The following is a 20,269-nucleotide window of genomic DNA, read 5'->3' as shown; positions in this document are numbered from 1 at the left end:
ATTAGAATTAGGGTAAGATCAATAAAACACAAGTTTTACGTAAACCATCATATGCAAATTCAGTTTTTGGGCACCTCTTCAGGTAGTCCAAGTCGATATCGCAACATGTCAGCCGTTGCAGTCTCTTTTGACAACGCTAAGCAGTGGCTACTGGTTGACTGCGCTGAAGGCACACAACACCAAATACTAAAAACCAATTTATCGCCTGCTAAATTAGCAGTGATCTGTATTACCCATATTCATGGCGATCATTGTTATGGCTTGCCTGGTTTATTATCGAGTATGTCTTTGTGTGGCAGAAGCGAACCTGTATCACTGATAGCACCGCAAAAGCTTATTCATTTTATTCATGAAAGTTTAGCGCTGACCGATGTTAAGCTGGGTTTTGATTTAATCTGCCATAATGTTGAACAATTAAATACGCCACTCTCGCTTCCTTTGTGTCAAATAGAGCCCATTGAACTAAAACACAGGGTTCCCAGTTTTGGCTATAAAATCACAGAAACCCACATTCCTAAAAAGCTCAAAATAGACAAATTAAAAGCGAATAATATTGAAAGTGGACCTCATTACAATGCGCTGCAAAAAGGCCATGATGTGGCTTATAAAGATAAAACTCTCATTGCCAAAGAGTATACCTATGACAGCTGGCGTCCTCGCACTGTGGTTATTTGTGGGGATAATGAAAGACCAGCAAAACTCACAGAATATCTTAGCGATGTTGACTTGCTGGTTCACGAAGCAACATTTACACATTCTGATTTGCTACGCTTAGGTATGCATACTGGCCATTCCGACGCCAAAAGAGTGTCTGAATTTGCGCAAAAACACGCAGTAGCACGCTTGGCGTTAACTCACTTTAGCGTACGCTACCATGGCCCAGGTATGCTAGAGCCACTAAAAAGAGAAGCACACGAACATTACCATGGCGAGTTATATTTTGCTGAAGACTTATTGTGTTTGACTATCCCTAAGCAAGGATTGTAGTAGTTCTTGATCTGCCTGAACCATAATCGCGTAGTTTTGTGCACTAGTTATCAATTCATCAACGTGTGGGCTGAGTTTTTCGACACATGCTTGTTGAAAAAGTGTCGAGCGTCTGTCGCCACGCATATGAGCTAAAGCCAAAGTGTGGCCGCAGCTTGTTGCATACTGTATAAAGCCATTTTTAATGGCTGCTCGTTTGCCCAGCATAAAATCCTCTGGTTCACAGCCAACACGGGCATGATGTCTCGAACGTACTAACCAGTGCTTATCTTGCCAATATACATCATCAAGTACAATATCAGGACGGCGCTGCATTTTTCGTTGGCAATTAACAGTTAAGTGAGCTGCGTTTAAGCGGTTTATGGCGCTCAGCTCCGTGAAATAGTAAAGTGGTGCAGCCAAACGCTGTTGTTTTACCTCTACAATATGGCATAAATGAAACTCTTCTTCGCATAATTTAGCACTTTGAGGGCCTACAAGTAGATAATAACGCGTCAAGTTATGTGAGCCAGTGCCTGCACTTAAACGCTCAACTACGTCTATGATCTCATCATCAACATACGGTGAAAACGTCTCAATAAGGCTGTTATAAAGGTCTGAATTTAGGCGTCTAAAACGTAACTCATCATCTTTAAAAGCCAGCGGCAAAGTATCAAAGTCCAGTTCTTTCGCCAGTGTACTGTTTGTTTTAAACGCTGCACCACCTGCTTTTCTTTGCAATGCTTTTTGCCAACGTTTATACAGGATATGTTCGTTATCGAATGTTGATAAAGCCGATTGTGTAGTGAGCCTATCATCAACAGAGTCTTTACAAGCTTGCAGGTACGATTGCAAAAACGCGCGTGCGCCCTCGTAAACTTGCTCTTTGCTTACCAGTGGCTTTTGCCTAATTTTGATGTCGTCAGAGTTCATTTGTAGGTCTGTTGCATGATGACGGGCTAAATACAAACTCGTTATAAATCGAAACAGATCCCACGCAGCATGGCCAACGCAGGCATCATCAAAGTCATTTGGGGTGAAGATGATAGTGTCGCCGTGTGAGCCTTCTTCACTAATAAATCCAAAGTTTCCAGTATGGCAGTCGCCTAAAATACAAGTGAGTGGAATTTCAAATAAAGGAGCGGGTAATGATATGGCATCTTGAGAAAAGTCACTGTACATCAAAGGCGCACTGCCGCGTAAGAACAGAAATGGGCTGGTCGCCATTTTTAAGTGTTTCTGTAAAGTACCTATTGATTGTACGCCGTCAATATCCTTGAGTATGAGTTCTATGTACGAGCGTCTATTCATTTTTACTTTCCTCATTTTGGCATCACCAGCCATTGGTTCTTATTTTAGAATGAGTAACATAACCACTGTTATAGCTTAGCGTTTTCTAAAATACCTTACCCCACGCTAACGAAACACTATGACAATTTAGTTGCAGTAATATGACTTAAACTCATTCGGTTTAGGGGTAGTGACCACATAGCTGCGAAAACGGCCAACTTTTGTATTGCCTCCTAAAACTGGTTAATCTCTAGTCAAAAAGGAGCGTTAACGGTGAAACAGTTTTGGGATGCACATGAACTTAGCGAACATTGGTCACTTACATTTGATGAACTTGAACTATTAAAAACAAAACCAGCAAGAAGCCGCTTGGCGTTTTGCCTCCAGTTAAAATATTACCAATACACAGGAACCTTCCCCAAATCACTCACTGATTTACCAGACAGTCCACTGCATCACCTTGTTGATCAGCTAGGCACTGAAATTAAAGACATCAAGGAGTACGACTGGAACGGACGCACTGGACGCAGACATCGAGAAGAGATTCTCGTGTTTCTGGGCGTAGCTAAGCTTACCGAAGAAACCCGCCATGAGTTAGTTTTGTGGTTGTGCAATTCTGTCTATGCCAATGGGCTGAAGCGAAAGAGCATACATACGAATGGCTTAAAAACAGAAAATAGAGTTCCCGGCTGATAAACAGTTAACCAGAGAGCTTGCTACGGCATATAACCAGTTTGAATTCGATCTATTTAAGCACCTAGAGATCAGTATATTACCAACTTCCAAACCACAATTGGATGAATATTTAAGTGCCTCTCATGATGTTCCTTCATCTTTTGTACAAATTAAAGCAGATCCATGGCGAATTGGCCTGGATACGGTATTAAAAGAAATCGAAAAGCTGAGCTTTATCAATTCACTTAATTTACCAAATGAACAGCTTATTAAGATAAACCCCAAAATCCTTACTCGGTTTAAACAACGTGTATCTCCAGAGTCCGCCTGGGAAGTCAAACGTCACCCAGACCATATACGATATGCCATGATGCTGATTTTCTTTTATCTCCGCAAAAGTGAGTTGATTGATGGGCTGATAGAGCTGTTTTGTCAAATCGTTCACCGCTTGTCCGTTAGGGCTGAACGTAAGGTTGTAAAAGAACTCATGCGTAATTATCAAAAGGTGTATGGCAAAAATACCTTATTACTTCGTATTGCTGAAGCGGCCCTGGGTAATCCAGAAGGTGTGGTCAAAGATATCGTTTACCCCATTGCCAACGAGCAAACTTTAGAAAATCTGGTTAAAGAGTTTAAATCATCCGGCAAAGGCTATAAAAAAGAGGTACATAAGGTGATACGCTCAAGCTACGGTAGCCACTATCGAAGAATGGTACCTAAGATTTTGAATAGCTTGAATTTCAACTCAAATAATGACCAGCATCGCCCTGTCCTAACAGCACTTGAATGGCTTAATACCCATAAGGCTTCCAAACGGCAACACTATTTATTGTCTGAAGATATTCCGATTGAAGGTGTGATACGACCTAAATGGAGGGATATCGTGGTTGAAATTGATGATAACGCAAAGGAACGAATAAACAGAATCAATTATGAAATATGTGTGCTTCAGGCACTAAGAGACAAGCTTAGGTGCAAAGAAGTTTGGGTGTCTGGCGCTGATCGTTACCGCAACCCAGATGAAGATTTACCGCAAGATTTTAGCTAAAATCGCAAGCATTATTATCAGACGCTCGGTCAGACCATGGATGCAGGTGAGTTTGTGGCAGCTCTTCAAAAGCAAATGAGAGCTGAACTGACAAACCTAAACACATCCATACCAAAAAATGACAAAGTAAAACTCTTATCAACGGGCAAGAACAGGATATCCATTACACCACTTACCAAACAGCCTGAGCCTGTGAATATCAACCGGCTAAAAGGTGAAATTCAGTCTAGTTGGCCGATGACCAGCTTGCTGGATATTTTAAAAGAAGCCGATCTGCGTATTGATTTTACTGATTGTTTTCAGGCTCAACGCACATCAGAACGTTTGAGCCGTGATGAGTTGCAAAGACGCTTATTGATAGCGTTATTTGGTATGGGTACCAATACCGGGTTAAAAAGAGTCAGCGCCAGTCGTACTGGGTTCAGCTACAAAGAGCTGCTGCATACCAGGCGTTTCTACATAAATAAACAATCAATGCGCCAGGCTATTTCCAAGGTAGTCAATACGATATTTAAAGCCAGACATGTACACTTGTGGGGTGAAGGTACGACAAGCTGTGCATCTGACTCGAAAAAATTTGGCTCCTGGGATCAAAACCTGATGACAGAGTGGCATATTCGCTACGGTGGCCGCGGAGTGATGATTTACTGGCATGTGGAAAAAATTCCACCTGTATCTACTCCCAACTTAAACGCTGCTCTTCATCTGAAGTGGCCAGTATGATCGAAGGTGTGCTCAGGCATTGCACCGAAATGTCAGTTGAAAAGCAATATGTGGATACGCATGGTCAGAGTGAAGTCGCGTTTGCGTTCTGTCACTTGTTAGGCTTTCAATTGATGCCAAGGTTGAAAAATATTGCCAGCCAAAAACTGTATTTACCAGGTTCCGAAGAGACATCTAACTACGATCAATTACAATCTATACTAAGTCGGCCTATCAACTGGGATCTAATCATTCAGCAATACGATGAGATGATTAAATATACTACGGCACTCAAACAAGGCACCGCTGATCCAGAAGCGATACTACGACGGTTTACCAGAAACAACGTTCAGCATTCAACCTATAAAGCACTCTCTGAATTGGGGAAAGTGATAAAAACCCTATTTCTTTGCCAATATCTCGAACAAGAAGCGCTACGCAGGGAAATCCATGAAGGCTTAAACGTTGTTGAGAACTGGAACTCTGCCAACTCGTTTATCTTTTACGGTAAAGGTGGAGAGGTTGCCACAAATCGGCTTGAAGATCAGGAACTGTCCGTTCTGGCGTTGCACCTATTGCAGATATGTTTGATTTACGTCAATACCTTAATGATCCAACAAGTCACGTCAGCCAAAGAGTGGGATGGCGTGTTAACGGAGGAAGATTACAGGGCTTTGTCTCCACTGATCTATGCTCATGTAAATCCGTATGGGATTTTCGAATTGGATATGACCCAACGCTTGCCTATTGAACAAGCGCCAACTGCTTAGGAACGTTTGTGTAATTACCTGTAATAACATTTTTTTAACCATTGCGCTATATTTCTCTACCTGTGTTGCTGCCAGTATTTTTAAGCTTATATCACTGAAAATACTGGCAGCAACTTTTTACAGAACGCGCATTATGTATGAAGTTGTTTTGAACTTACGTAATTAAGAAGCTTTACTTTTCATAAGAAAAAGCTGATTTTATTTACATTTAGTACTGATCGTTAACTTTAAATAAAAGGGACTAAATTTATGACATCTAAAACATTCGGTTTATCAAGCCCAGTTTATGAATTTCAACGAGTTTTATCTTATACATTAGGGCAATCATCTAACGTAATTGTTTCTGAGTTATACAATGAAAACGAAATTGATGTTGTTGCACTGTCATCTAATACTGCAAAAGCAATTGCGCAAGTAATAAAGCTCGAACAAAATATAGGCAATTTGAATATCAAAATTTGGGTAAAAGACATCAAGGGTGAAACGTATGAACCCAATCAAACCGATTTTAATACTGAGTTGTTAATTGAGAATGCAAGAGAGGCGCTAATTAACAATCCAATTATACAAAGCGTAACCGCAATTGATGACTTATCAGGGAATGAAATCGCCGGCGTTTCAGTTGTACCGACGACTATCCAATTTTGGAATGACAACATTGCCAACCCATCCTCCTTTACAACTTTACTTGCGTCAGACGGATTTGAACGGGTATTGAATGACCAATTTAAAGTATTTAACCAAGGTAAAGAAATAGGGAACCTGTGAGCATTTTAATTCTTTAAGTAATCGAGCAAAACCTTTTTCTTTTACGTTTTAAGCAAGTGATTGAATTAAAGTTTATTCCACTGTTTAAAGTTAAGACATAATACCGGTTTTGCTGCGCCGCGGCACTTACCAGGGGACCACCATGAAAAAATCACCGATTCCTGTAGTGGTTTAATTAATGAGCCTAATGTGCATATTAACTCTGTAATATGACTAGGTTTTTATTGGCGCATCTATTTGATCACTAACAGAGTTTAAATTCACACTTTATTAAGATCAACCTTATGAATAAATACAATTATCACTAACAATACACTTTGAGAATCGCTAATGTTTGATATTAAAACCGCTAAGAAAATAATTTCATTATGCAGCAAAAATGGCAAAAGTTCTATGTTTGATATTTATGTTAATCATGACTTTACAACGGCAGAAATAGCTAAGTTTTCTTTTTATCGAAAGTATCTTCCTAATAACTTTTTTAATGGCATTAAAAATCACCGTGAAATTAAAGATGATTTGACAAATAGAGCCACCGGTCAAATAGATGGAATAGAAAGATTCGAAATTGCAGAAACTGGAAGACACTTTAAGTCTATAGGTGGAAGTTATTTTACATATTTAGAACCATTAAAAAGCTACCCTCTTGGTGAACTAGCTAAATACACACGCCTTGAAGGTAAAGAAATTGTGCCGTTTTATAAACTAGCTGAAAATCTTAAATGGGTTCCGGAAAAAGGGCAGAGCCCAGCTAGCATTTATATCGCAAGCATAAATGAACCTATTAAAGTCATTGATTTTTCTGCAAACAATCCGGAAACGCTGCAGGTGGCAGAATCATTCCTATCCTTTATTCATCAACATGACCCGTCGGTGTTTCCGAACCGCAATGCTAAAGAACTGCTTCTAAATAAATCAGATACTACATTTGTTAAGGCGCTCTCAAATGTATTATTTAACTTTACTGAGGTTGATGCTGTTTTACTGTCTTCCGTTCAAGACCCAGATGTATCCAATTTAGTCGTAAGGACAAACGCGGAGGGAGAGCCTGTTGTAAACGTCCAATTAGAATCACAAATGACTATTTTAAAGGATTCTAGTGGGGTATTTAAGGCATTTTTCACAAACAATGATATATCTGAAAATTCGAATGTAAAGGCTACAAATGGTGAGATAGTTCCGTATGCTGATTTTTTTAACCCTCATCAGGATTACTTCGGCTATAGTTTAATCGACGATTTAATTAAGATGGATAAGGATGCTCAAACTGTAGTTAAATACAAAGATTTTATTGATCTTGGTTCTGTTTCACCTGATATATTAAAAATTGTTAATGACGCTACTAAGGAAGAAGTTAGGACGCTGAAAAGCCCTTTTAGTAAATCCATTTCTGAAATAAAAGCTGCAGTAATGAGCACTAAAACTAACGAAAAGGTTTTATCTACTTTATCCAAGAAAAGCGTTCTTGCTGTGACACAATTAGCAAGAAACGATACGAATCTAAAGGAGGCTCTTAAAGGTTTATCACCCATAGGTACTTCTGCTGTTATACAAGGAAGCATTGCAAGCAAAGTGTATTCTGAGTTAGGAGGAAACACCCCTGCAGATAATAACTCATTTATGCAATTAGCTATTGAGCAGTCAATCATACAATTAAGAGAACGATATAGACAAACGAATATTTCGGATTTGATTAAAGAGGTTGCTAAAAGCGCAGAAAATCAAAAAGTAACTGCAGATGAGATCAAAGCAAATATTGACGAGCTGTCTAGTGTTGAAAGTAAATTAAAAGATGTTAGCAAATTGACTCAAGAGCATGAAGCTAAGTTATTAGAGCAAAAAGAAGCCTTGGAAAGTAAGAAAAGAGAGCTAAGGGAAAAGCAGAAAAGGGAAATAGAGGTTAGCAAAGAGCTAAAAACTGACGGTTCTGAATATAAAGAGAAAATAAAAGATTTAGAATTAAAAATCATCGAAAAAAGGAAAGAAATCTTTCATGAAAAACCCAAGCTTAACACTATGACATCCAACGCAGCTAGTATGAATAAAAATTTTGTTAAAGAAACTAGCTGGCGGCTAGGTGAATCAGCTTGTGAAGTCATATTTGAGAATGTCATAGAAAGAGCAAAAGACATTGTTTTAGCTCATTTCAATAGAATGTACAAAAAAAATAAACTTGCGAACGTTTTTCAAACTAGCTTCAATACTAAAATCCCCCATTTAGATTGCTTCGCACAAATTAGTTTTTATATTATCCTAAAAGAACCCACTATTACAAACATTTGTGAAAAATTAAACTCCTTCACTCTTGAGCTTTCACTTGCTCCTGAAAGTAATTTCTCAATCTATAGTGAAAATAACCCAGAACTCAACAGAACGGAATCAGTAAATGATAAACACTCTACATTTAAATTGGTAATACCAATATATAAAACACTCTCAGATTTAAAAAACAATTCTTCTGATTCTATAGAAAGCTCTAAAGTAAGGGTGAAGTTTTATAATAAACTATTAAACCTTACATTAAGTCCTGAAAAAGGAACATTCTTTCAGCTCTGTATGGAAGGTGAAGAAACTCATTCTATTTGGGGCCATTATTTATTACCCAAACTCGCAGAGTTTTTTTTCACCAAAATAAACCACAGAATACAGCCCAAAAAATCATTTGATCTTAGAGAACTAATATTCAGAAATAATTTTCCATCCTCAACATGTAATTTCAATTTATCTGACTGGGAAGTTAGTGTTAAAGAGGTCGAAGAGTTTTTTATTCATCGATTGCAAATTAAAAACTGCGATGAATCCAATATAAACAGCCAGCCACAGGAAAGAAAATTTGTTTCACGAAAGGTAGGGATCAATAGCGGTTATGGAGTAACAATTTCCAATAATGAACAAACCTCTTTACCTGTGCTGGAATTAAATGAACTTATCGAAGAAATGAAGGGTGTAAATACTACTGACAAATGGGATTTAGCAATTTCTTATGATGCAGCAACCTTGACTGCAATTTTAAAAGAAAAGTACTCGGAAGGTAAATTAATCGAAGAAATAAATTTATCTACGTCAAGCAAGCTTTTCGGGCGCACTATCAAAGCAGATTATACACTTCATCTTGAAAGTCCAACTATTGTATTTGATGGGGCAGACCTTAAAAGTTTAGAAATGTCGATGGTCATCAAAGATAAAAGTAAGATAGAGGTGTTTCAAGACAACGATACCTCCCCCTCCATAACCAACATTGAAGGTGACAAATACAAGCTTGTCGCAAATGTACCATTGGCTGTTCTTAGGGGAACTACTGGCAAGGTAGAGCCTAGTGATACCGTTATAGTTTTCGATGAGGATAAAGAAGTATCTGACCATGTAATTTTACACTTTGAAAATTCAAACAAAGTTCAGTTCCGGTTTGAGGCAATAGACCCGCACGATACTTCGGAAGATAGCAATATAGATGAATTGAATTATCTAGGTCCAAAATTAGCAAATTATTTTTCTACCAAAATAAAAGAAATTGATTTGGCATTAGCACAAGTAAATAACCAGCAGGAGAAAGAGGGTACATCCCTTATTAAGCCTCAAGAGTTTGTAATTGATGCAATAGGCACTCCAGAACATGGAGTTTTGACTATCTACATGCGTGCGGATAAAGGCACTGCTAATGGAGCACGCTACCCAGCTTTTAAACCTAAAGACAGCAGAGTTTCTCCAATACCTAAAGGTCACAAAGCTAGTCTGATTATTTCTAATGACTTTACTAAATCCCATTTACTGGAACCTGCAATTAGCAAAGAAGGGTTTCATGTAGAATTTCGAAATACTGCGGGAACTGGTGGCATACAAGCTAAGTTATCTAAAGCTACGGACGTAATACGTTATCCAGGGGACCGCAGCAAGTCTGGGGTGTGGTCTACTGATAAGTACGAATTTGAAGCAGCAGCAATAAATTTATCAGATTTCCCTATTTGTTTTACGATAGGCAATGGATGTTTAAGTGTAAACTGGCATGGTACGTGTCATTCTAATTGGCGGGAAAGTCATGAACACCTTTATGATCCTCACAGGGGGAACGATAACAACCACGGAAGAGTTATAATTAATGCTGATTTGCACTATCCAACTACAAAATTAACTGCAGAAAATCAATCTATTACCATCCCTCCATTAAAATTCGGGGAGCAATATGTAAACATCTCTTTTGTTCCAGATGGCGAGGAGGCCTGTTGTCTAAAGGATTGGCTAACAACAGTACCCTCCTATTATAAGGACGTGAAAATAGATATCCCCACAATTGAAATAAGTTTTGGGTCGTTCGACTTTTTCTTATCCAGTAACGTCTTGTCTCCAGGCCAAAACCTTTTCAACTTGAGTAAGGCTGATGGAGTAAATATACCGTACGACATGTTGATGGTTGGTGAATTAATACAAGCCCCCACAAAAGGATGATTTATATGAATATTTTAGAAAATAATTCTATCATAGAAAACTTTAATAGATATCAATCTGTTACTGTGGGAAATAAGATAATTGTATTGAGTGCCCTTGACCAACTTTCAGTTGGTGACATTACATCATTGCTGGGTAAAGAAGCATTTGGACTTGAAGTATATTTGTTTGCGTCCAAATTGTCTTTAAGGGGCGAGTATAAGTTTCTTGGTGGCGGAATCTCTGCAGATGTGCTTTTTACTGACGCTATATCTGAAGTAATAATGACCAACACAAGCGATTCGGAAAAAATCACACTTCCAACTTTTAATATCAGTGGCTCAGCAGGGGAAACTAAGTTAGTTAATGGAGAAGCAGGTGGTAATGGGGAGAATGCAGGAAACTTATCTCTATTTGTATTAAATCAATCAGGAGTTTCTTTAGAAATAAATGCTCAAGGTGGAAAAGGAGGAGACGGCGCGGATAGCAATTTTGGAAAAAAGCCTGGTTCTGGCGGAAACGGAGGTGTAGGAGGAAAAATAAATTTTGTATTAGGGTCTATAATCATTGAAATTTATAATGACATTCGTAAAGTTTTTTTGACACTAGAAAAATCTGAGATTTCTTCTAAAAAATTACGAAGTGATTTAAATCTGATAATTTCAGAAAAAATCCCGAAGGAAACTATCTGGAATCCGATAGTTCATTCTCTGCAAAAAGCAATTAATACTAAATCTAGTAAAGACTTGAGAGGCGACCTTTTAATCGCAGGTCAACTCCTTGAAAATTTTATCCAAGATCAACTACAGAGCATTGACGCAAATATCAATGTCGATGGTGGTCTTTATGGATTAAGAGGTGAAGGTGAACCTCCTGCAAAAAATGGAATTTCAGGAGCTGAAGGTATCAACGAAACTTTATTGATAGAAACCAGCGCTGATTTGATATCTTCTAAAGTAGAACCATTTTTTTTAATCCATCCCAGTCAATGTAAAAAAGCATTGGACGCCATTAAGTTACAATATTTTTCGCTTAATGGCCAAGTTGATATAAGCAAGACCGTTACAGACCTCACTACTAACCTAAAAAGAGTAATAGATAAGACTGAATTGTTTGTACAGGCTGATAATAAGAATCCGTGGATAGAGTACTTCAGCAAACATGAATTAGAGTTTGGCAGTAAAAACTCAGTCTCCATTTTGAAAGATATCAATATGAAGGCCAAAATCTACCTAGGTAACTTGTTTAACGGATATAATTTTTTTGGGCAAACCAGCAGTCAGGTGCCATTAGCCAGCTTTTTTCAATATAAAGAAACATTAAATACCCTGATTGCTGATTTTAGACAGTTGGAACTAGACTATGATCAGTATTTAAATACACTTAACACGGCTGAGAAAAAAAGAGAAAGTATTATCAACTCCCGTTCATTTTACTCAGGGCTTATAAACTTTTCTAGCGATCAATCCTCAAAATTTCCTAGACAACTCCGTAAAATCGCCTCAAATATTACTCAACTTAACGAAGCACTTAAACCCAGCAAAAAGAGGTTATTAGCGAGCATCGCAGCAGCGCGAAAGGAGATCGATAGTAAACTGGATTTTAACATTGATTCAATTTTTCAAGCAGTTTCAACAATAGCATTTGCTCCGAAATCTAGACTTCTGTTGGCTTCAGAAATCGCAAATGTAGGCTACAACGCTTTTGATAAAGTAACTTCTGATACAGGTCTCCCAATAAAAAAAAGCTATGTTGTTAATCAAATCAGGAGTATTGAAGGGAGTCTTGAATCCCTAATTGAAGGTTATAAACAATTGGAAAATGGAACATTGGAAGCTGACGATCCAGGAGCTGGTAAATTATTAGTGGCTAGAGACAAGTTTCTAGAGACGATGGATTCTTTTAAAAATAGATTAGGAGATAAGCTTAAAGACGTGTCCTCAAATTTCGATAAGTATATTAGTGACGTAATCACGCGTAACAATGCAATTTTAGAATACAACAACGTAATTTCCAATGCACTTAGTTTGAAAACTAATCTAAATGAAGCTAATCAACAACTTCAGGAAATAACGCGAGATTATCTCGAGACATCGGATCCTGATTTACCAGCAATTGTTGATTATGTGTCGTATTTCTATGAGAGAAGCAGAGACCAAATTTTACAGCATCTATATTTAGCGTCTCAATCTTACAAATTTTGGGCTCTTTCTGATGAAAGCCTACTTGAAAATGCAACAAAAAATAAAAGCTTGGTTCAGATAAACGCCACAATATTAAATGGTATAAAAGAAGATATTATTACAAAAATTTTAGCTGTAAGTGAGGACTTTGGGACAGAGCGAAGTGACTTTCCCGCCGAACCTGATGAACCAGGTGTAGTTGTTACTTTGGGAGAAAATGAAATATTTGATTTGCAGGCTACTAATTCTTTAATTTTTACACTCAAGCCAGCACTGTACCATTCTACGACTATTGAAGAAAGTGGGTTTGCAGGCATGGCAGACGTGCGAATTAACGAAGTACGTATCTATGTAAAAGGGGCAAATACTAAAAATGGTATGTTAAATATTCTTATTACACATCAAGGCCATGAAACAATAGTAAGCACTGATAATGAAACCCATGAATTTTCTCATAAAACAATTAAAAAGAACTTTCAATATGATATGAAACATAATAACAAAATACATCGCAGAGCAAACTTTGGGTATAAAAATCCTCGTCAATTTAATACAAATGCAAGTAATGGTGTTTTTGCACCAGTTGGTCCGTTTACAAGCTGGTTAATAGAAATTCCTGCAGAATTAAATGAAGGATTGGATCTCATGGAAGTAAGCGAAATTGAAATGCAATTTTTTGGAACATATTATAATTTTGACTAAATATGTCCACTTCCCTTAACATGAAGCATGTTTAATTAGAGTTTTCTGTAATATCACAAACAGGAGACAACAATTTCCCGAATTCAACTCTGAAGTGCGACACTCTCTACAAAATTAAGCAGCCTGTGTCATTTCTTTGAATACCACTGCTGGCTGCTTGAACCCTAAACATTTTCTAGGACGGTTATTGATCCTCGATTGAGCAAACTGAATATACTCATCCGTTACCCAGTGCGGGATCGAACTTTAAATTGACGAGTATTGGTGTTTTATGATCTGATTGCGCATCGCAATTTTTTAAGTCGTTACAATGAGCATCATCACACATTTAGAGTGGATTGAAGATCCTAGAACTGATGTCAACATCAAACACAATCTTGTCGACGTCTTGTTTTTAACTTTGAGTGCCGTGCTTAGTGGCGCTGACGGATGGAAGTCAATTCAAGAGTTCGGTGAGTTGCAACTGGATTGGCTAAGGCAGCACCGTCCTTTTGAACATGGCATACCCAAACGTCACTGCATTGCGAACATAATCAAAGCTTTAAATACCGATGCTTTGCTTAAGGCTCTGCTAGATTGGATTAATTCTCGTCGTGAAGAAGCTCAAAAGCCACACATTGCGATTGATTGTAAAGTGCTTCGAGGTTGTTGGAAAGACAATGTGTACAATGCGCTAAATGTGGTTAGTGCATTTGATGTTGATAATGGACTAGCCTTATATCAACAAGCTGCGAAAAATAAAGGCCAAGAAGGTCAAATTGTCCGTGATATCATCGACATATTAGCGTGTAAAGGTTGCATTGTGACGCTTGATGCTCTGCATTGCCAAACGAAAACGTTGGAGACGATTGTAAAGAATAAGGGCTACTTTATTATCCAAGTCAAAGCCAATCAGCGTAATTTACACAATGCTATCGCTGAGCACTTTGAAACTCACTATGGCAACATGGGCCAATACGAAGAAGCACAAAGCAATGGTAGTGCTCATGGCCGAGGTGAAAGTCGTCTAGTTATGCAGCTACCGATTAAATTACCACAGGAACTCAAAGAGAAATGGCCTCATGTCAAAACGGTGATTGAGGTTGCAAGAGGTCGTAAATTAGGTGAAAAAACCAGTTATACCTCCCATTTCTATGTCAGTTCATTGTCGATAGAGCCAGAGTTAGTGGCAAAAGTAATACGGGAACATTGGCACATAGAGAATCGGCTTCACTGGGTCTTAGATGTTGTTTTCAAAGAAGATAAATTAAAGATAGCAGACCCCGACGGTGCGGCTCACATAGCTTTATTCAACAGACTGTGCCTAAACATAATCAGGCAGCATCAAGGTAAGAAAGACAGCTTAGCAGCGAAACGAAGAGGAGCAGCTTGGAACGGTGATTTTAGGACCGAGTTACTCTTTGGTTAATCTATGAGCAAAGTGGAATCCCACCCTGCCCGTTACCTGCCTCAAGTCTGACCCTTTCTTCACATATTGCCTCAATAGACCATTCGCGTTTTCGTTTGCTCCTCGCTCCCAAGAGCTATAAGGGTGAGCAAAATATATTTCAGCATCTAAAGCTGCACCAATATGCTCATGGCCCGCGAACTCTCTACCATTGTCTTCTGTGATTGTGTGTACACAGCCTTTAAATGGCATTAGCATCTCTATTGTCGCCTTGGTCACTGCATCTGCCGATTTGGACGATACTTTCTTAGCCAAATAGAACCGACTTTTTCTCTCTAAAATAGTCACGATAGCACCCGTACCATGTTTACCTAATACAGTGTCGATTTCCCAATCCCCAAATCGTTCTCGGCTATTCACAATTGATGGGCGCTCATCAATGGATACCGCATCTTTTATCGTTGGCGCTTTATCTTTCAGGCCTTTTCGATATCGCTTGTGCCCTTGCCTCAAGTGACGATAGAGCTTACCACCTTGTCGTTTATCCTGAGCAATATAGCGATAAATCCATTCGTGGCTGACACTTGCTCCCACACTTGTTAGCACATTGGAAATTTGCTCAGGACTCCAATCGATACTAAGCAGCAAACGCACAAATTCAATGCGCTCAGGCGGAATACGATATTTGCGAGCTGCTTTACGCCTGTTAACAGAATAAATGTGGGCATTCTGAGGGCAATAACCCCCATGCGTTTGATTTCTTTTTAACTCACGATACACCGTTGCACGGTGGCATTTCACTTTTTTGGCGATTTCTGAGATTGAAATTCCCAGTTCCAAAAGGGTAGAAATCTGGTATCTTCTCCCCTCGGTCAACTGCTGATAACTCATAGTAGTATTGCTTGTTTCTTTGGCGAGAAGAGCGTACCACTTTCGGCAGTTGGCTTCCTCTTCTACACCAATCTATGAGTGTCGCACTTATTATCTGAAATCAGGTTTAAGTAGCACTGTCAATAGTCGTAGTAATTAGTCGTGAAATAGATTGGATTGGTGAATGAAAGCAGGGTAGTGTCCAAGCTTTTACAAAAGGCGCTTTTTGTAAAAAGTAATCCCTTTCAGTTACAGTATTGATAGGGCCTGCAAGCCCGTTGCACGAACATACCCAACCGGCGAAATGTAAAAAGTGCATATCTGCGAATATTGGAAGTCTCTTTAAACGAATGTTTTATGGGACTTCTTTTTTTGGATCGACTTCCCCCAAAAACTCAGTGGTTATTAGTCTTGTTAATCCATCTCATCTATCATAGTTTCATAAAGTCATTAAATTTTTAGTATATAAGAAAATGGGGCGAAAAATTGGCTATGCCAGAGTCAGTACCAATGAACAGGAACTTGATCTACAAATTGATGCGCTAATAAGAGAAGGGTGTGACCAGTCACTGGTATTCAAAGATCGCACTTCCGGAGCAAAATCCACTCGCCTCGGGTTGGATCAATGTCTTGATGTTTTAGAGCCAGGTGACACTTTAATTGTTTGGCGCTTAGATAGACTTGGCCGCTCTATGTCTCACCTGATTAATCTCATCGAGTCTCTTATCGAGAGAAACATAGGGTTCAAATCTATTCAGGACGGTGCAATTGATACAACGACCGCATCTAGTGAATGCTAGCGCAGTTTGAAAGGCGGCTTATTCAAGAGCGAACAAAGGCAGGACTGAAAGCAGCGAGAGTCAGAGGTAGAAATGGAGGCCGGCCAAAAATAGGAAGCAAGAACCCGAAAGTCCAGATGGCCAAACAGATGCACCAAAACAAATCTCTTTCTGTCGATTCTATCTGTGAGTCGCTTTCAATATCCCGGGCAACTTTTTACCGATATTTGTCACTATAAAAAGTTGGCCGTTTTCACAGCTATGTGGTCACTACCCCGTTTATACAGTTTTGCTAATTATTGAAACAAATTGTTGCAGCATACAAATTAATGACTTTTAAAACCCGAGTTCAAAATAAAAAACATACTTTACTACTGATTTTTACGTAACGAGGAGGGATTTAAATCGAAAAAACGCTTTATTATGGCTTACTGCTCAATGATTAACCTATTAATCTAACTTTATATCCAACACCAGTCAATATACAAGATACTTTTAAATGTATCTGAGATTACCTCACCGTATCTTAACCGTTACTTTTTGCTCCGCATTGTAAAATTCACAATACAAATGACAAACCACTCAAATCTGTTCACAAATTGACTACGAGCCGTTTTTTTCATTCTCTATACATAAGGCCAAATCTCATAAAAAACTTCTTGATATGGCTAATTGTCGTGCTTTGGCTCTTAAGTCAAACACAATAATAATAATTAAATCGATAGGATGTAGTAATGCGCAAATTCAACCGTAGTAAAGTCGCACTTAGTTTAGCGACACTATTAGCCACAGGCTCCAGCTACGCTGTAGAACAAGACGGCGTTGAAGAAGTAGAAAAAATTCAAATAACAGGCTCTCGTATTGCCCGTTCTAGTGCACAAATGACCACACCAACTACAGTACTTGACGCCAAAGCTATTGAAATGTCGGGTGTTAAGAATATTGGCGATCTCATGCATAAATTGCCAGCAATGATTGATGGAGTGGGTGGGGTGACTGCGCGAGATCAAAACGGCAGCGGCTTATCTTCAGCAGGTCAAGAGCTGGTAAACCTGCGCGGGTTGGGCACAGAGCGAAGCCTAGTATTAGTTAACGGACGTCGTCACGTACCTGGTGATGCTGGCAACTCAGCTGTTGACTTAGCGATGATCCCATCAGCTCTAGTTGAGCGAGTAGAGATAATCACCGGCGGCGCATCTGCCATTTATGGTGCTGATGCCGTAACTGGCGTTGTAAACTTCATTATGAAAAAAGATTTTGTTGGTCTTGAGGTTGACGCATCTTATGGTGAAAGTGCACAAGGCGATGCGGCAAGCGAAGACTTATCAATCACCTTTGGCCAAGACTATGCTAATGGCAAGGGTAACTTTACTGTTCATGCTACCTACTCAAAACGAGACGAGCTAAAAGCAACCGACCGTGATTATGCAAACCTAAACCACTCATTTTTGCCTAACCCAGAAAATACCGGTCCAAATGATGGTATTTCTGATACCTTATTTGTGAATGACCTACGCTTTCAAGCTCTAAGTGCCGAAGGATTAATTTATGTACCGAATGAGAATTACTTTTTCGGTGACATGCCAATAACACAGGCTCCAGTGCCTACATTTGCAAATGACCCAATAGCTTTCCCGTTTGGGAAGGTAGGCTATGATACCTTCACGCTAGACCGTGAAGATGGTCACTTCAGACCATTTGAAAGTGGCGCATTTTGTAGTGGACCGGTGCAGTGTGACGGTGGTGACGGTTTTAGAACGCCTGAAACGATTTATCTTGTAGCACCAAGTGACAGAATGTTATTCGACTTTGGTACACGTTATGACGTTGCTGATGACCTAACGCTTTACGCCAACGCAAAGTATGCAAAAGTGGAGTCATTTGCAACAGGACAAGCAAGTATTTTTCATGATGATAACTTTGGTCCGTTAGTTTCCCTTAAAATTGATAACCCATTTTTACCAGACGGGTTGAGACCATTGATGCAAGAGCGAGGCTTAAACGAAGTAGCTTTAGCTGTAGTCGGTTTGCCATCTAGCTCTGATAATACCCGTGAAACACGCCAGTTTACCTTTGGTGGCGAAGGGCAATTTAGCGACTACGACTATGAATTTTATGTTCAACATGGCCAAGTTGATGGCGATATCTATGAAATGACGACCTACAATGAACGTTATTACCGTGCTTTGGATGCTACAACCAATGACGCAGGGGAAGCAGTATGTCGTGATACGTCAGACCCAGATTGTGTACCTTATAATCCAATGTTCAAGCAAGCCTCTGCACAGGCGCTAGGTTACGCAGGCGTAAAACTACACCGCCAACAGCAAATGAAACAAACCTTGGCCAGCTTTGTTATCAATGGTGATTTGGGTTCAACTGATCTTGGCCCTATCGCTTTTGCAGCGGGTCTAGAGTATCGAAAAGAAGAATCTTCAGATAGACCAGATCCATTAACTTATGGTCGTGATGAAAATGGTATTGGCTTGGGCTTAGTAGGTGTGACCACAGGACAAAGTGCAGAGACAAATATGTTCTTTAGCCCAATTAAAGGCAGCTACGATGTAAAAGAACTATTTGCCGAAATAAGCGTGCCACTGCTTGCTGACTTACCTTTAATTGAAAGCCTAGATGTAGAGTTAGCAGGGCGCTACGCTGATAACAGCATTACTGGCGGCGATTTCACATACAAAGGCGGGTTTAATTGGCAAATAGGGTACGACATTGGCTCGCGAGTGAGTTTTTCACGAGCCGTGCGAGCACCTAACGTCAATGAGCTATTCAAGCCAGCGACAGCTGGAGCTGGAAGATTTTCCGACCCATGTCACGCAGAAAATTTAGATGCAAAAGCATCTGTTGCAACAAACCGCAAAGCAAACTGTGCAGCATTAGGATTGAGCCCAGATTTTGTGTCAAATGCGTCATTTGGTACTGTGCTACAGCACTCACAGGGTAATTTAGAATTAAAACCTGAGACCGCTGATACGTTAACTGTTGGCTTAACGTATACACCAAGCGCTGACTTTAATCTGTCAATTGATTATTGGGATATTGAAATAACCGACGCAATCACAGAAATTGATGGTACTGATGTATTAGAAAACTGTGTAGATGGCTCTGGGCTTGACAGCACTTTTTGTGACAAAATCAAGCGCGCTGACGACGGTAAAATTCTATACGTGACAGTTAATGCCATTAACGCCGCTAAATTTAGTGCGCGAGGTGTTGATGTCGAGAGTATGTTAGCCTTTGATTTACCGCTAGGTCGCTTAGATTTTCGAGCTAATCTGTCATATCTTGATGAGCGCATTTCTGAGCAAAACCCAAAGGCAGGCTTACCTACCGAAAACGAAGCTGGAAATCGTAGATACCCTCGTGTAAGAGCGAATATTGCGACTACCTATCAGTACGAGGATCTTTCTGCGAGCTTAAACACTAACTTTGTTGGCAGCGCTACGTTTGATAAAACTAGATCTGCTGAATATTACCCTAAAGAATTTGGCAATAACATTCCAAGCTATACAACACACAACTTGCGTATCAATTACAACGCAACAGATGAGTTAATGCTTTATATGGGTATTAATAACTTAGGGGACAAAAAGCCACCTAGATTACCTCTTTTGAACCAAGGCAACATGTTCTATGATGCCGTTGGCAGAACATACAGAGCAGGCTTAAAGTACAAGTTCTAATTTGACACTTTA

Annotated in this window: 11 protein-coding genes and 3 pseudogenes; 11 read left to right on the top strand and 3 right to left on the bottom strand. The window is 39.3% G+C overall.

Annotation, left to right across the window (positions count from 1 at the left end; all coding sequences use genetic code 11):
* The first annotated feature begins 51 nt into the window (after nucleotides 1-51).
* Nucleotides 52-987 (top strand): ribonuclease Z, encoded by a 936-nt coding sequence (locus HG263_RS07355; protein ID WP_171625420.1) that lies wholly within the window; start codon nucleotides 52-54, stop codon nucleotides 985-987.
* Here the strand turns inward: HG263_RS07355 and HG263_RS07350 are convergent.
* Nucleotides 952-2,277 carry a DUF2252 family protein gene (locus HG263_RS07350; RefSeq protein ID WP_171625419.1) on the bottom strand — a complete coding sequence of 442 codons (1,326 nt, stop codon included), beginning with the start codon at nucleotides 2,275-2,277 and terminating at the stop codon, nucleotides 952-954. The genes HG263_RS07355 and HG263_RS07350 overlap by 36 nt on opposite strands.
* A 252-nt stretch (nucleotides 2,278-2,529) precedes the next feature.
* On the opposite strand from HG263_RS07350, the gene HG263_RS22815 reads away from it, so the two are divergent.
* The 6 genes and pseudogenes from HG263_RS22815 to HG263_RS07330 all read left to right on the top strand — a co-directional run bounded on the left by HG263_RS22815 (nucleotide 2,530) and on the right by HG263_RS07330 (nucleotide 13,526).
* Nucleotides 2,530-2,949: a DUF4158 domain-containing protein gene (locus tag HG263_RS22815; RefSeq protein ID WP_439331982.1), complete on the top strand. Its 420-nt coding sequence runs from the start codon at nucleotides 2,530-2,532 to the stop codon at nucleotides 2,947-2,949.
* 100 nt (nucleotides 2,950-3,049) lie between these two features.
* Nucleotides 3,050-3,979, top strand: a complete 930-nt coding sequence (locus tag HG263_RS22810) for a hypothetical protein (RefSeq protein WP_439331981.1) — start codon at nucleotides 3,050-3,052, stop codon at nucleotides 3,977-3,979.
* Nucleotides 3,980-4,015: 36 nt separating this feature from the next.
* A pseudogene (locus HG263_RS22805) lies at nucleotides 4,016-5,451 on the top strand (Tn3 family transposase).
* Nucleotides 5,452-5,700: 249 nt separating this feature from the next.
* Nucleotides 5,701-6,219: a hypothetical protein gene (locus tag HG263_RS07340; RefSeq protein ID WP_171625418.1), complete on the top strand. Its 519-nt coding sequence runs from the start codon at nucleotides 5,701-5,703 to the stop codon at nucleotides 6,217-6,219.
* Nucleotides 6,220-6,549: 330 nt separating this feature from the next.
* The gene (locus tag HG263_RS07335) at nucleotides 6,550-10,662 is read left to right on the top strand and encodes a hypothetical protein (protein WP_171625417.1); all 4,113 of its coding nucleotides are present in this window, start codon (nucleotides 6,550-6,552) and stop codon (nucleotides 10,660-10,662) included.
* A 5-nt stretch (nucleotides 10,663-10,667) separates the two neighbouring features.
* Nucleotides 10,668-13,526 carry a hypothetical protein gene (locus HG263_RS07330; protein WP_171625416.1) on the top strand — a complete coding sequence of 953 codons (2,859 nt, stop codon included), beginning with the start codon at nucleotides 10,668-10,670 and terminating at the stop codon, nucleotides 13,524-13,526.
* 114 nt (nucleotides 13,527-13,640) lie between these two features.
* Here the strand turns inward: HG263_RS07330 and HG263_RS22310 are convergent.
* A pseudogene (locus HG263_RS22310) lies at nucleotides 13,641-13,754 on the bottom strand (IS30 family transposase); the annotation flags it as partial.
* 82 nt (nucleotides 13,755-13,836) lie between these two features.
* Here HG263_RS22310 and HG263_RS07325 point away from each other — a divergent pair.
* A complete protein-coding gene (locus HG263_RS07325) occupies nucleotides 13,837-14,934 on the top strand; it encodes an ISAs1 family transposase (RefSeq protein WP_171625415.1) in 1,098 nt (365 codons plus the stop codon).
* Between the two features lie 30 nt (nucleotides 14,935-14,964).
* Here the strand turns inward: HG263_RS07325 and HG263_RS07320 are convergent.
* Nucleotides 14,965-15,804 (bottom strand): annotated as a pseudogene (locus tag HG263_RS07320) (IS30 family transposase); the annotation flags it as partial.
* A 452-nt stretch (nucleotides 15,805-16,256) separates the two neighbouring features.
* Between HG263_RS07320 and HG263_RS22305 the strand changes: the two are divergent.
* From HG263_RS22305 to HG263_RS07310, 3 genes are all read left to right on the top strand, one after another.
* Nucleotides 16,257-16,583 (top strand): recombinase family protein, encoded by a 327-nt coding sequence (locus HG263_RS22305; RefSeq protein ID WP_246239898.1) that lies wholly within the window; start codon nucleotides 16,257-16,259, stop codon nucleotides 16,581-16,583.
* Entirely contained in the window at nucleotides 16,577-16,801 is a 225-nt protein-coding gene (locus HG263_RS22670; RefSeq protein WP_343043962.1) for a helix-turn-helix domain-containing protein, read from the top strand. The genes HG263_RS22305 and HG263_RS22670 overlap by 7 nt, the downstream gene beginning before the upstream one ends.
* 495 nt (nucleotides 16,802-17,296) lie before the next feature.
* Complete coding sequence (locus HG263_RS07310; protein WP_171625413.1) at nucleotides 17,297-20,257, top strand: TonB-dependent receptor domain-containing protein; 2,961 nt, start codon at nucleotides 17,297-17,299, stop codon at nucleotides 20,255-20,257.
* The last annotated feature ends 12 nt before the right edge of the window (nucleotides 20,258-20,269 follow it).

The sequence above is a fragment of the Pseudoalteromonas caenipelagi genome (assembly GCF_013140855.1).
In the GTDB taxonomy this organism is placed as follows: domain Bacteria; phylum Pseudomonadota; class Gammaproteobacteria; order Enterobacterales; family Alteromonadaceae; genus Pseudoalteromonas; species Pseudoalteromonas caenipelagi.
The sequence above is the reverse complement of the archived record's forward strand: the minus strand, read 5'-3'. Positions and strand labels throughout refer to the sequence as shown.

Coding starts and splice junctions, on each gene's coding strand:
- HG263_RS07355 (WP_171625420.1), top strand. CDS start 52: ATGCAAATTCAGTTTTTGGGCACCTCTTCAGGTAGTCCAAGTCGATAT.
- HG263_RS07350 (WP_171625419.1), bottom strand. CDS start 2,277: ATGAATAGACGCTCGTACATAGAACTCATACTCAAGGATATTGACGGC.
- HG263_RS07340 (WP_171625418.1), top strand. CDS start 5,701: ATGACATCTAAAACATTCGGTTTATCAAGCCCAGTTTATGAATTTCAA.
- HG263_RS07335 (WP_171625417.1), top strand. CDS start 6,550: ATGTTTGATATTAAAACCGCTAAGAAAATAATTTCATTATGCAGCAAA.
- HG263_RS07330 (WP_171625416.1), top strand. CDS start 10,668: ATGAATATTTTAGAAAATAATTCTATCATAGAAAACTTTAATAGATAT.
- HG263_RS07325 (WP_171625415.1), top strand. CDS start 13,837: ATGAGCATCATCACACATTTAGAGTGGATTGAAGATCCTAGAACTGAT.
- HG263_RS22305 (WP_246239898.1), top strand. CDS start 16,257: ATGGGGCGAAAAATTGGCTATGCCAGAGTCAGTACCAATGAACAGGAA.
- HG263_RS22670 (WP_343043962.1), top strand. CDS start 16,577: ATGCTAGCGCAGTTTGAAAGGCGGCTTATTCAAGAGCGAACAAAGGCA.
- HG263_RS07310 (WP_171625413.1), top strand. CDS start 17,297: ATGCGCAAATTCAACCGTAGTAAAGTCGCACTTAGTTTAGCGACACTA.